Origin of the sequence: Paenibacillus senegalimassiliensis (genome assembly GCF_001486585.1) — a bacterium.
In the GTDB taxonomy this organism is placed as follows: Bacteria; Bacillota; Bacilli; order Paenibacillales; family Paenibacillaceae; genus Fontibacillus; species Fontibacillus senegalimassiliensis.
Genome location: NZ_LN909046.1, coordinates 734590 through 747255, shown reverse-complemented (window position 1 = coordinate 747255; position 12666 = coordinate 734590). Strand labels below are relative to the sequence as shown.

Sequence of the window (12666 nt, the reverse complement as noted above, 5' to 3'; positions counted from 1 at the left end):
AAAGCGAGTTGACCCCATTGTTATACAAAAAGCTTCTGCTTATAATTGCCCTTGGCCTGGTTCTTGCTTCGTGCAGCCAGCCCACCGCCCCCACAGGGGAAGCTACACCTGAACCGCCAGCGCCGGCTTCCACCCAGACTAACCAGAATGCAACTGATACGATCCCTTCTGCGAATTCTCAGGAGGAGAACTCGGGCAGCGCCAATATGGAGGAGGAGGCTCTGCCGGAGCTGCTGTATCATATTAATAAAGCCTACCGCGTAGTCCCTAATGAAGAGATTACCAACAAGCAAGTTGTGCTGTTAACCTTCGACGACGGACCCAAAGAGAAGGAAATGATCGATGGTCTGATTGATACACTGGACAAGCACGAGGCTAAAGCCATCTTCTTTGTCAATGGTTACCGGGTGAAGGCGCACCCGGAACTGCTTCAACGGATTGCAGAACGCAACCAAATCATTGGGAATCATAGTTGGGACCATATTGACCTGAAGAAAGCCAGCAATGACGAGATGCGTGAGCAAATTGAGGACGTTCAAACGATTGTAAAAGAGACGACCGGTGAAGCTCCCCGCTTCTTCCGCCCGCCCTTCGGGTCCGGTAACACCATGACCCATCAGATCGCAGAGGACAACGACCTGATCTATATGACCTGGTCCAACGGTTCGCTGGACTGGGATAGCAAGAATAAGAATAAACCCGATGCCGTAATCGCAAATGTTCTGGAGCAACTACATGACGGCAGCAACATCCTGATGCATGAGCTTCCCTGGACAGTGGATGCGCTGGATGAATTGTTGACCAAGCTTGAGCAGAAGGGCTATGAGTTCGTTGACCCACGCAGCGTTGGCCCTGCCCCATCCGAGACGGATTCCTGAATCAAAGCCCGTACTTGTCGCCCCACGGAGAATCGCTGACTCCCCACCACAACAAATAAATTAAAATGATAACGAAAATGTACAATAGCGAGTTGTAAAACCAACGTGTCCACTTGAGCCGCTGCGAAGGGAACAATTCCTTTCGCGTCGGCATTTTCTCTACATCCATAACCTCAGGTTCGAACTCTTCCAAATCTGGCAAATGAGCGGGCAAAGATTTTGATTTGCCACCTCGCTGCGGCTTCATTCTCTTGCGCTGACCATATCGGTCCATTCGACTTAAACGTTCGTTCATGACTCCCTCCGAAACTTAATCACTAAACCCGACACCAGATCAATTAGGAAATGACATAAAATAGGTGCCCACAGCGTGCCTGTATGTATATAAATGAAACCCAATCCATAGCTACTGGCAAATACCCACGCCGTCGGAAGCCAATGCTTCAGGTAACGGACATGGATGACAGCGAACAGGATACTTGTCCAGTAAGGCCCAATGCCATGCTGGATTGCTCCTCTAAACAACAACTCCTCGCAAACAGCAACTATGGCCGCGATAACTACAATATGCCAGATCGGTCTTCCACGAAATAACATTTCATTAATTCCACCATCATCCATGCTATCTTCAGTGCCGAAATGTGACAATACCATGTCGGCTACGAACATAATAATAGCCAAACCGACACCCCAATACAAAAAGTTCACATTTTCGGGCCAATTTAACAGAGAAACGGGGTTTCTCTTCTGAAAAAACAAAATGATTAAACCGATAAATAGAGTAAGTCCTTGTGTCAGATACAAATTAATAAGTAACATACGGTCATTAAGCTGACTCGGGTCGACTTTTTTTATTTTTATGTCCCTTAGATTGAATTTTTTCATAGTTTTTGTCAAACCCTGTCCTTTATTATTATTCTAGCTCATGCAAATACAAATAAAAATAGTAAGGAGCATAAATGATGATCCGAAAAAGCAATTCCAAATTTGAAATGATGTTTGTCCTCGGCTTTTTGTTAACGCTTATTATCTCATTCGGTACTTTTTACTTCGGTCTTAATATCGGAATTGAGAAGACGGAAGCCCGGTACGCATACCTTAAGGAAATTCCACCCGGACAAGAGACGGCATTATCTTATCAGCAACAAGACCTGGTCACTTTCTACTACGTCGTGTTCCAACCTTATCAACAGTTCAAAGAAGACTATCTTGCCCTGGTTGATGAAATGGCCCGCAGCAACTCGAACGCCGTTGCCAGTGATGCCATCAAGCAAATTAGCGAGAATGCCAGCACACAGTATGCTCTAATCGCCGGGCAGTACATCAGCGACTCATCACCACTGTTAAAACAAGCGCAAACCGATTACTTAAAGAGCTTGAAATTGTTTGAAGAAGGAACGAGTCAAGTTAAATCCGCAGTCAAGGGCAAAAAAGGTAACGAGCTGATTGAAGCCTTAGCCGCAGATGAGTTCACTAGCAATGCACAAAGCTTTGGTCTGCAAGCACAGCAGAAGTATTACTCCTCTATCCTGAAGTGGACGGCAAAGACCAATCAAGAAATACCGGATAATCTGGCATACAAGGACACTCTCACTATTAAGGAGTGGTCTCAGTACCCCCTTGCGGTGAAGAATAAAATAGTCACCGATATGATGACTAATGAGAAAATTTATGCCTCTTATCTACCGCAAGACTTAACCGTGAAGATCGATCAGATGATTGACAGCAGTAAAGCCGACGCTCTTCAGCTCAAATCTGTCGCTTCCATTGTGAAAGTTCTCACAGAAACCCAAGCTGTCAAGGAACAAGAGTTCGTAAAATGGAGAACCGCTTACTATGCTTCTGAATCGCTCCCTCAGCTTCCGTTCTTTACCGAGGAGTAGGCTTCTTAAGTGCAGTTCACAAAGTGTCATCCCAAGTCGACATTAGTAGAATCATAACTAAAATTCAAGGCGGATTCAAGCGCAGCCCGGAGAGTCAATTCGGCACAGCGCCGATTCCGCCTTTTTTTGCAGGTGGGTGTTGACACCTTGCCGGGGCCGTGTTACATTATGAAAAATTACATCCAATGAAACACGTTGAAGGAAACAAAACATTCGGGGAACTCCCAGAGAGCCGGTGGTGCTGCAAACCGGTAGTGAAACGAATGTCTTTAGCGCTCCTGAGTAGCTGCGTTGAACTTGTTAGTAGGCGCAGTCGGTGAACTCCGTTATCGTTCTGTCAGCAATGACAATGAGGCTGCCTCTGTAAAGGTGCAGCGAATTAGGGTGGTACCACGAACAACTCTCGTCCCTTACTACGCAAGTAGTGTGCGGATTGAGGGTTTTTTTGCATCCTTTTTTAGCCGCTCCGCCCGTGAAGGGAAGTTATACGTCTCTCGCTCTACCCTTACCCTTTGATGCAGTATAACGGTAATTGAACACAGTGCTAATGCTTTCGAAGAGAGTTTTGTACGTAGAACTTTCGAGAAGCCTTGCTATACAAAACTTTTAGGAGGGTCAAGAATCATGTTTAAAGTGTTAGTATCGGATCCAATCAGCGATTTGGGAATTCAACAGTTAATGGATGCAGCGGACGTTGAGGTAGAGAAAAAGACAGGGCTTAGTGAGGATGAACTGGTAGCCATCATTCCGCAATACGATGGGCTTCTCGTTCGCAGTCAGACGAAAGTAACCGAGAAAATCATGGAAGCTGCGACCCGCTTGAAAGTAATCGGCCGTGCTGGCGTTGGGGTCGACAACATTAATCTGGAGGCGGCAACCAGCCGCGGGATCATCGTTATTAACGCGCCGGATGGCAACACCATCACCACTTGTGAGCATGCCTTTGCCATGATGATGGCCCTGGCCCGCCATATCCCTCAAGCTTATGCCAAAACGATTAAAGGCGAATGGGACCGTAAGTTCCTTGGTGTGGAACTGCGGAACAAAACGCTGGGCGTACTGGGCATGGGCCGAATCGGTAGCGAGGTAGCCAAACGGGCCAAAGCCTTCGGCATGGATATTCTCGGTTATGATCCGTTCCTTACCGAAGACCGCGCCGAGAAGCTGGGCATCAAGCTTGCGACCGTCGAGGATATTGTCAAGAATGCTGACTTCATGACCGTTCATACGCCGCTTACGCCGGAAACCAAGCATATGATCGCTCGCCCACAATTCGAAATTATGAAGAAAGGTATGCGCATCATTAACTGTGCCCGGGGTGGCGTCGTTGATGAAATGGCGTTAATCGAAGCGATTGACCAAGGCATTGTAGCCGGAGCCGCCTTTGACGTATTCGAGAAGGAGCCGCCAGAAGCCGACCACCCGTTCCTGAGCCATCCGAAGATCATCGTTACCCCGCATCTGGGAGCTTCCACGGTAGAAGCCCAAGAGAACGTGGCTATCGATGTATCCGAACAAGTGCTGCATATCCTGCGCGATGAGCCGTTCAAGAATGCCGTGAATATGCCTCCGGTGGCCGCAAGCGTGATGAGCAAGCTTCAACCTTACTTCGAGTTAGGTGAGAAGATTGGCGTATTCCTGACTCAATTGAACAACCAGGCCGTCAAAGAAATTCACGTTGACTATGCGGGGGATCTTGCAGAGGTTGATACTCAGCCGCTGACCCGCTACATTATCAAGGGTGTGTTATCCCGTCACTTCGGCAATGACGTCAACATCGTCAACTCCATGCACTTAGCTAAAGTTCGAGATATTAATATCGTGGTATCCAAGGCCGTAGCGACCAAAGGCTTCACCAACCTAATCACCGTGACGCTCAAGGCCCAAGACGGCACTGAACGCCGTACTGCGGGAACGCTGCTTAATGGGTATGGTGCTCGAATCGTGCAAATCGACAAATTCTCGGTTGACGTAGCTCCAGAAGGTCATCTTATCTTCATCTCTCATAATGACAAACCGGGAATTATCGGTAATGTAGGAACCTTGCTTGGCAAAAATGACGTCAACATCGCTTCCATGCAAGTGGGACGCAAACTCGTTGGCGGCGAAGCCATCATGGTCCTCACCGTAGACAAAGACGTTCCGAAGGAAGTTCTCGATGAGCTGACCAGCCTGTCAGAACTTAACAAGGCATTGCCTATCACGTTTGTCTGATAACTAATATCCTCCCGCTCAAAACAAGCCGCCGGAACTCCGGCGGCTTGTTGCTATGTTCAGCCTTCTTCTCTACTAAGCTCCTCCGCAAGTCGCAGATGTTCCACGATGAACAAGATTTATCTGCGGCATTCAACAAAAAAACATCCTTCACATGAAGGATGCTGGCTTGATTTTACGTAGTTTGTTGCATTTCGACAGGTAATGTGAAGCGAAAGGTCGTTCCTTGCCCAATCTCGCTACTCGCCGTAATGGTTCCTTGATGAGCATCCACAATATTCTTCACAATGGACAAGCCAAGTCCCGTTCCGCTATTCCCTCCGCGTACACGAGCCTTATCGGCCTTATAGAACCGCTCGAAGATAAAGGGTAGATCATCCCCCGGAATACCTACGCCGTTGTCCTGTACAGCTACGTGAAGCTCTCTAGCCCCCTGCTCTGTCCGCTGTATCACAGCGCTGAACACCACTTCACCGTTCTCGGGGGTGTGCCTGAGCGCATTATCCAACAAGTTGGTCAACACCTGCTCCAGACGGTCCTCATCGGCCTGCACCACAAGCCCTTCGGGTCCCAGCTCCAACTTTAGCTCCACGCCACTCTCCTTGGCCCGCACCTGAAATTTACGATAGACGCGTTCAGCCAGCTCACGAAAATCCACAGGATGCATGGACATATCCGTATGCCCTGCTTCCATCCGTGCCAAATCCAGCAGATCCCGAACCAGACGGCTCATTCTAAGCGATTCCTCGTGAATGACCTGGGCCAGTTCAGCGCTTTCCTCTGGAGAAGAGGCCATGCCATCCAGCAGCGCTTCACTATATCCCTGCATCATCGATAGCGGTGTACGGATCTCGTGGGATACATTAGCCACAAAGTCACGTCGCATCTTCTCAAGACGCACTTCCTCCGTTACGTCGCGTAATACCGCAACCGCTCCCCGGATCTCCCCATCCGAAGCTAAAGGAGCCATATGAACGGACCACACGCCCTTCATGACGTGGACGTTCATCTTCTGGTCCCCCTCCTGCTCCAGGACGCGGCGAAACATCGGCAGCAGCGGCTGAAGCACGGACTGGCCTTCTCCCGTGGCAAGGGCGTGCTCATCCGCTTGCTCCTCGGGAAGGTCGCCCCACATCTGCATAATTTGATCACCCGGAGGATTTGTCAATATGACATAGCCCTCTCGGTCCAGCGTAATCACCGCATCATTCATGCTGCGCAGCACGCTTGCGAGATGCTCTTTCTCGTGCTTCAAGCTGCGAATGGTGTTCTCCAGCTCTGCCGCCATATGGTTGAACGCAATCGCCAGCTCGCCAATCTCATCACTGGTACGAAGAGACACACGGGTATCGTACTTGCCTTTCCGTATGGCATCCGTTGCCTTGATCAGCCGCTGCATCGGCTGCGTAATCTTGGTGAACAGAAATAAAGCAAAGAAGGTCGTAAGAGAGAAGCCAATCATGGCAACAATGACGAACAGCCGTTTAACAGCTCCCGAATTTGTAAAATTCGTATCGATATACGGCAGCAGGAACAAGCCCATCAGCATCATAACGCAAGCTACCAGACAAATGATTGTAATCCATAGCTTACCGACAAGCGTTCTCCAAAAGTTCACGTTACTTCGCTACCTCCAGCTTGTAACCCACGCCCCAAACGGTCGTAATCATGGCCGCTGATTCGGGAGATACTTTGTTCAGCTTCTCACGCAAACGCTTGACATGAGTATCCACCGTCCGCAAATCACCGAAAAATTCATAGTTCCATACGTCCTTCAACAGCTCTTCCCGGGAAAACACCTTATCCGGAGATACAGCCAAATAATGCAGCAGTTCATACTCCTTGGGAGTCAAGCTGACCTCCTGGCCGCTCGCCGTAACCCGGTGAGCATCATGCTCGATGACGAGATGGGGAAATACGATATTGTTGCTGGTCCCACTTTCCTTGGACAGGTATGCAGTAGCAGAGGCACGACGCATAATAGCCTTGACCCGGTAAATGACTTCTCGCGGGCTGAACGGCTTCACAACATAATCATCCGCTCCAACTTCAAAACCCTGAACCCGGTTGATTTCTTCTCCCTTAGCCGTCAGCATCAGCACCGGCGTTGACTTGACCTGTCTGAGACGATTGCAGACCTCTACGCCGTCAATACCCGGCAGCATGACGTCAAGCAGAATCAATCCATAATCTCCGGCAGTCGCTTTTTTCAAAGCTGTCTCGCCGTCTTCCGCTTCATCGATTTCGTATCCTTCCTTCTCCAAGTACATCTTCAGCAGCCGGCGAATCCTCTCCTCATCATCGACGACCAGAATACGGTTTGCATGATCTGACATATAACAACAACCCCTTCATCATCTTACCCAAAGCACTTGAGCAGTCCATATGGTTTTGTGATTCTGTTAATCAGTACCCGCGTAGGAATGTAGCCCCGCAATAATCAGGTTAACCCCCACGAGCGTAAACATAACGACCAGAAATCCCAAGACGGCAAGCCAAGAGGCTTGTCGACCCTGAAATCCCCGGGATAAACGAAGATGCAGGTATGCACTATAGAAAAGCCATGTAATCAATGCCCATACCTCTTTAGGGTCCCATCCCCAGAACCGTCCCCAGGCCTGCTGGGCCCAGATCATGGCGAAGACAAGCGCCCCCAGAGTAAAAATCGGAAAGCCAATGGCTATCGCCCGGTAGCTGATCTCATCAAGATCATCGGGATCAATCCCGCGCAGCACCGGAGATAATGCCTTGCCTAATGGCTTACGAGCCATTAGCCGAAGCAGCAAATAAAGCACGATACCTGTTAGTATTGCCCAAATGACCGTATTCAGTTTACGTCCCGCATTCTGCCCGTTCATCCAGGATGGGGCTTCGAACAAAGGCTGCGAAATACCCAAAAAAGGCTGTATCTCCGCAGGTTTGCTGTCATGTGGACCTACGATCGGCGGAAGCTTATAAACTTCTTTATCCTCTATTGTACTATCTTGATCTACTTGGCTGTCAATCACTGTCTGATTTTGTATGAAAATAGCTTCATATCCGGCTGCCCGAAAAGCAAAAACGGAAACAATAAAGCCCACTACTATAATAATAGAAAAAAGCGTAAATTCAACCCATCTTTTTTGCCTACGTCCTGACCGGTCCTTGGCTCCAAAGTCCACGGACCGCAGCAAATACATCAATCCGGCAATAAAGCCTACAGCGAAGAAGGCTTCCCCTGCCGCAGCAAGGGTGACGTGAATGTACAGCCAGATCGAACGAAGAGAAGGAATGAGGGGCTGCACGTCCTGTGGAAATACAGCGGCATACGCCATAATCATGATCGCCAGAGGCAAAGCGAACATCCCGAGCAAAATTTTGCGATAGATGAGAAATACAATCGTGAAAGCAATCATAATCATCATCGACAAGAAGGTCATAAACTCGTACATGTTGCTGACGGGTACATGGCCGCTATAGGCCCATCGCGTTCCACAGTAAATTAAATGAGACAACAACCCAAGCGAGGATACAGTAAAAGAAATGCCTCCCCATTTCCGTTCATGACGGTTCGGATCTCGGCCTCGCCACGTTCTTCCGGTCACGGCAACAACATATAAGATGAAAGCGGCGCAGTATAGCAAAAACGCAGTCATAAAAGCAGTTCTGCTAATTTCTAAGAAATTCATGGACGTTTCCCCCTGTTTTCCAAAGACTTCTCATCCGCTTCCACGCCCATAGCAGCCAGAAACGAAGCTACCTCTCGGCGCATGCCAAACCAATTTTTGGCGGTATGTCCCCCTAGCGTTAGCTTTCCGTCGTCCACCCGCAGCCAAATCCGACGATGCTGCCAATAGAAGCCGAGGATCAAGCCCAACATGACAATGCCAAGACCCAACCAGACAAAAGGCATCGCCCGATCAATCCGGATGTTGAGATAACTTGATGAGGCTATAAAGTCCACATCCTCCATCCCCTGCACATCCAGTGTAACGATAGCTTCCTGACCACTTAGCTGCCGATTGATGGCATCTTGTTGAAAACGCTCCTTGTCAATTTGCTTGGGAAAGTACAAATATTGCACACCCTCAGCGGGTAATTCCGGGCCTTGAATAAGAAATAAGAAGGCGGGTGCATTGGGCTGCCCGGAAAGAGAAACCGGCTGACCCTGTTCGTTCAAGGAGAAGTCCATATATTTGTTGTGAAGTGTTAGCTTATATGGGCCTGCTTCATATTCACGCTGAGGATTCTGCATGTCCAGCTTGAATTTACCGTAAGACTCCCCGGTCTTGGTATTAACCAGCGCTGGTTGCACCGCTCTAAGCTTGGGCGTTAGATCAAAATCAAACTGATACGCCTTAAGCCCTTCAAACACCAGGGGATCATTCACCTGGATGGGATGACGCGCTACCTCCTCAAGCTGCGGGTCTTTGGAGGGGTCCTGACAGCCGGCCACGCACTTATACAAGATGGCCTTCGTTTCATACAGCTTCGGCACAATCTTCCCCGTCTGCTTGAAGTCCTCGGACATTTCATCCTCGGTGTAGTATTCCACCGTAAATCGCTCATTTTCCAGGTAATAGTCCGTGCCCGGAATTCGCGTAGCTTCCCCTTCAGGGAACCAATAGTGTTCGTCCATGTGAAGCCCCGGCAACCCTCGGAACAGGACGGCCAGCAAGAATATAATCAGTCCGATATGGATGACGTAGGGTCCCCAGCGACTGAATCGCTGCTTCTCGGCCAGCAGCGCATTCCCCTCTGTATGAACACGGTAGTGCCGCTTGCGCAAAGGCTCGACAGCCTGCTGTACGAAATGTTCACCATCTAACCCTATATCCCCTTGATAGACCACCTTCTGCCTTGTCAGGAACTCCATATGTTTAAGTATCTTTTGTTTTGAAAGCGCTTTGTATAATGGCAACACCCGATCCAGACTGCAAATGACCAGAGAGGCACCGATCATAACCAGCAGCAAAATGAACCACCAGGATTCATAGGTATGAGACAAGCCAAGCCGATAATAAATCTCCCCGATAGTGCCATATTTGTCTTTGTAAAAGGTAGAAGGATCAAATCGGATAAAATTGCTCTCTTGCTCGAAGATTGTCCCGAACATCGCACCGATTAGCGTAATGATAATTAAATAGACCGCTACCTTGACCGAAGAGAAGAAATTCCAAATACGGTCGATGATATTGGGATTCACTCGCTGCGATCTGCGGGCAACCCCGTCATAACGCATTTCCAGCAAGTCTCCGGTGGTCTCTTCCTCTAACAGAGGCTTGCCGCAGGCTTCGCAAAGGACGGTGCCTACCCGGTTCTGATGGCCGCACTCGCACTTCGTATTCTCAATCAACGTCCGCTTCCTCCTCCCGCGCTCAAGGATTCACCAGTTGCCTGATTTGATCATCTAACGTGTCCAGGTTAAGCTCACCTTGATGTATGGAGGATATCTTCCCGTTCCTGCCCACAAAAAAAGTCGTTGGCATCGGCACAATACCATAGTCTCGCGTAACGGTATTATCGGAATCATAGAGAATCGGGAAGCTCACGCCTGTCTGCCTGACAAAGCTCTCAACCGTAACCGGGTCCTCGCCCGTATTAATGCCGAGCACAACGACGCCTTGATCGCGCCACTTCTCCCACTGGGCTTGCAAAGCCGGCATTTCCTTAACGCAATAAACACACCAGGTCGCCCAGAAATTGAGCACTACCACCTGGTCCTTGTAATCTTTCAAGCTATGTACTTCTCCGTCCAAGCCTAGCAGCTTGAAGGCCGGCGGTGTCCCGCCTTGCACCGGCTTCTGCGCTTCGCCGCCGAATACTGCTGTGCCAATGGCATATCCTCCCAGCACAACAATGAGCAGTAAGACAACAATCTGGATCGGCCTTCTAGCCTTCCCCATAGTCCTCTCCCTTTCCACGACAATTATCATAAGTGTTGAACAAATCGTGAACACTCTATGAACATTATAACGAAATGCGCGCTCATTTCAGCCAGAATAAATGTGAATATTATGTGACATCCATGATTACGGTCCAGCGAGGAAGACGCCGCAGGTTCACGGCGCCCTTCTGATCGTTATTAGAGCCGGACACATCATGTATGGTGAAGATTACCAAATGTTAACGTTTTTTGGGTGCGGATCGTCTCGTTTTTGCGGGTCTATTTGAAGGGCCTGTTTTTCTTGATTTGAGAGGTCTCCCCGGTTTATCCGCCTTCGTCTCATTTGTTGTCTTTCTTGCTTGTCTTGTTGGTTTTGCTGGCTTCTCGGGCGAAGTTACCGGATTTGCAACAGTAACAGGCCTCACTGGTCTGGGCATCCCCGCCAGTTTGTAGAAGCTTTCAATTTCATCCTTGGTTAGATGTCGATACAAACCTCTCTTCAAATTACCTAGGAACAGTTCGCCAAAGGAGATTCGTTTCAGCTTGATTACAGGGTGCGAAATCGCATCAAACATCCGGCGCACCTGACGGTTTCTTCCCTCATGGATCGTAATGGTAATCGTTGAGGATTTTCCGTCACTATCAAGATCGTGATATTCCACCTCTGCCGGTGCCGTCATCCCGTCCTCCAGCATAATCCCTTGCTTCAGCTTGTCCAGAGCCGTACCATGAGGCACACCTTTGACTGTAGCCAGGTACGTCTTGGGTACATGGTGCTTCGGATGCGTCAACAAGTGGGCGAATTCCCCATCATTCGTGAGCAATAGCAGTCCTTCGGTATCGTAATCAAGCCGGCCTACCGGATATACGCGTTCGTTAATTCCCTTTAAATAGTCGGTGACAATTTTTCTGCCCTGTGGATCGGATGCGCTTGTGATTACTCCCTTAGGCTTGTTAAAGACGAGATAGAGCTTCTTCTCCACGCCGACGGTCTTCCCGTCCACAGTAATCGTATCCACAGCAGGATCGGCTTTCGTGCCCAGTGTGGTCACGGTCTCACCATTCACTTGCACCTTACCGCTCAATATTAGTTCTTCACATTTGCGGCGAGAAGCAACTCCTGCGCCAGCTAAAATTTTCTGCAATCTTTCCATATTCACTAAGTCACCTCATAAACATGATACCTAGCCGCAAGCAAAATCACAATAGCCACAGGATGCCAATATAAAAACCGCCCCTGGCAGCGTAGGCGCGAGGGGCGGCTCTTGTTAGGATAGCGAGCTCAATTTAACCGAACAGAAGCAGACAAACAGCAAGGGCGGCGATAAAGCCAATCACATCGGAGAACAATCCAACCTTTAAAGCATAACGTCCATTGCGAATGCCTACGGCCCCAAAATAAACGGTGAGCACATACAACGTTGTATCTGTACTGCCCTGGACGGTGGAAGCCATCCGGCCAATCATGGAATCAGGGCCGTAGGTCTTGATCAAATCCGTGGTAAAGGCCAGAGACCCGGTTCCGGTCAAAGGTCGCAGGAAGCCCAGTGGCAGCACCTCCGCCGGGATATGTAGAGCTGCCAGGAACGGCGTCATCCATCCTACAAGGAAATCAAGGGCTCCAGAGGCGCGAAATACGCTAATGGCTACCATCATGCCAACCAGATGCGGGATAATGCCGATGGCTGTTGAGAAGCCATCCTTGGCTCCGTCAACGAACGACTCATAGACTGGAACCTTTTTAAAATACGCATATAAAGGAATGAAGGCAATCATCACCGGTACGGCCCAAGCCGATATCACATTGATCCAATCCAGCACGTTC

Annotated in this window: 12 protein-coding genes and 1 other annotated feature; of the genes, 3 read left to right on the top strand and 9 right to left on the bottom strand. The window is 49.2% G+C overall.

What is annotated here, in order from left to right; all coding sequences use genetic code 11:
- Nucleotides 1–17: 17 nt before the first annotated feature.
- On the top strand, nucleotides 18–878 hold the full coding sequence (locus tag BN3279_RS17460; protein WP_059054514.1) for a polysaccharide deacetylase family protein: 861 nt from the start codon (nucleotides 18–20) through the stop codon (nucleotides 876–878).
- A gap of 1 nt (nucleotide 879) precedes the next feature.
- Here the strand turns inward: BN3279_RS17460 and BN3279_RS17455 are convergent, their stop codons facing one another.
- On the bottom strand, nucleotides 880–1173 hold the full coding sequence (locus BN3279_RS17455) for a hypothetical protein (protein WP_059052467.1): 294 nt from the start codon (nucleotides 1171–1173) through the stop codon (nucleotides 880–882).
- Nucleotides 1170–1763 (bottom strand): CPBP family intramembrane glutamic endopeptidase, encoded by a 594-nt coding sequence (locus tag BN3279_RS17450; protein WP_059054513.1) that lies wholly within the window; start codon nucleotides 1761–1763, stop codon nucleotides 1170–1172. The genes BN3279_RS17455 and BN3279_RS17450 overlap by 4 nt, the downstream gene beginning before the upstream one ends.
- A 77-nt stretch (nucleotides 1764–1840) precedes the next feature.
- Between BN3279_RS17450 and BN3279_RS17445 the strand changes: the two genes are divergently transcribed.
- Together BN3279_RS17445 and serA are read left to right on the top strand one after the other, a co-directional pair.
- Nucleotides 1841–2761: a hypothetical protein gene (locus BN3279_RS17445; RefSeq protein ID WP_059052465.1), complete on the top strand. Its 921-nt coding sequence runs from the start codon at nucleotides 1841–1843 to the stop codon at nucleotides 2759–2761.
- Nucleotides 2762–2947: 186 nt separating this feature from the next.
- Nucleotides 2948–3175: a binding site (T-box leader), on the top strand.
- 210 nt (nucleotides 3176–3385) lie between these two features.
- Nucleotides 3386–4975: a phosphoglycerate dehydrogenase gene (gene serA, locus BN3279_RS17440; protein ID WP_059052463.1), complete on the top strand. Its 1590-nt coding sequence runs from the start codon at nucleotides 3386–3388 to the stop codon at nucleotides 4973–4975.
- 175 nt (nucleotides 4976–5150) lie between these two features.
- Here serA and BN3279_RS17435 read toward each other — a convergent pair whose 3' ends face one another.
- The 7 genes from BN3279_RS17435 to BN3279_RS17405 form a co-directional block, all read right to left on the bottom strand.
- Nucleotides 5151–6593, bottom strand: a complete 1443-nt coding sequence (locus tag BN3279_RS17435; RefSeq protein ID WP_059052461.1) for an ATP-binding protein — start codon at nucleotides 6591–6593, stop codon at nucleotides 5151–5153.
- A gap of 1 nt (nucleotide 6594) precedes the next feature.
- The gene (locus BN3279_RS17430; protein ID WP_059052459.1) at nucleotides 6595–7311 is read right to left on the bottom strand and encodes a response regulator transcription factor; all 717 of its coding nucleotides are present in this window, start codon (nucleotides 7309–7311) and stop codon (nucleotides 6595–6597) included.
- A 66-nt stretch (nucleotides 7312–7377) separates the two neighbouring features.
- Nucleotides 7378–8643 carry a cytochrome c biogenesis protein CcsA gene (gene ccsA, locus BN3279_RS17425; RefSeq protein WP_059052458.1) on the bottom strand — a complete coding sequence of 422 codons (1266 nt, stop codon included), beginning with the start codon at nucleotides 8641–8643 and terminating at the stop codon, nucleotides 7378–7380.
- On the bottom strand, nucleotides 8640–10310 hold the full coding sequence (gene resB, locus BN3279_RS17420; RefSeq protein ID WP_059052455.1) for a cytochrome c biogenesis protein ResB: 1671 nt from the start codon (nucleotides 10308–10310) through the stop codon (nucleotides 8640–8642). Before resB ends, ccsA begins: the two co-directional genes overlap by 4 nt.
- A 22-nt stretch (nucleotides 10311–10332) precedes the next feature.
- The gene (locus tag BN3279_RS17415) at nucleotides 10333–10860 is read right to left on the bottom strand and encodes a peroxiredoxin family protein (protein WP_059052453.1); all 528 of its coding nucleotides are present in this window, start codon (nucleotides 10858–10860) and stop codon (nucleotides 10333–10335) included.
- 220 nt (nucleotides 10861–11080) lie between these two features.
- Nucleotides 11081–11995, bottom strand: a complete 915-nt coding sequence (locus BN3279_RS17410; protein WP_059052451.1) for a pseudouridine synthase — start codon at nucleotides 11993–11995, stop codon at nucleotides 11081–11083.
- Between the two features lie 133 nt (nucleotides 11996–12128).
- Nucleotides 12129–12662 carry a spore maturation protein gene (locus BN3279_RS17405; protein ID WP_059052449.1) on the bottom strand — a complete coding sequence of 178 codons (534 nt, stop codon included), beginning with the start codon at nucleotides 12660–12662 and terminating at the stop codon, nucleotides 12129–12131.
- Nucleotides 12663–12666: the final 4 nt, after the last annotated feature.

What these genes read in the sequence shown, in the direction of transcription:
- BN3279_RS17455 (WP_059052467.1), bottom strand. Translation starts at nt 1,173, where the DNA reads ATGAACGAACGTTTAAGTCGAATGGACCGATATGGTCAGCGCAAGAGA.
- BN3279_RS17450 (WP_059054513.1), bottom strand. Translation starts at nt 1,763, where the DNA reads ATGAAAAAATTCAATCTAAGGGACATAAAAATAAAAAAAGTCGACCCG.
- BN3279_RS17445 (WP_059052465.1), top strand. Translation starts at nt 1,841, where the DNA reads ATGATCCGAAAAAGCAATTCCAAATTTGAAATGATGTTTGTCCTCGGC.
- serA (WP_059052463.1), top strand. Translation starts at nt 3,386, where the DNA reads ATGTTTAAAGTGTTAGTATCGGATCCAATCAGCGATTTGGGAATTCAA.
- BN3279_RS17430 (WP_059052459.1), bottom strand. Translation starts at nt 7,311, where the DNA reads ATGTCAGATCATGCAAACCGTATTCTGGTCGTCGATGATGAGGAGAGG.
- ccsA (WP_059052458.1), bottom strand. Translation starts at nt 8,643, where the DNA reads ATGAATTTCTTAGAAATTAGCAGAACTGCTTTTATGACTGCGTTTTTG.
- BN3279_RS17415 (WP_059052453.1), bottom strand. Translation starts at nt 10,860, where the DNA reads ATGGGGAAGGCTAGAAGGCCGATCCAGATTGTTGTCTTACTGCTCATT.
- BN3279_RS17410 (WP_059052451.1), bottom strand. Translation starts at nt 11,995, where the DNA reads ATGGAAAGATTGCAGAAAATTTTAGCTGGCGCAGGAGTTGCTTCTCGC.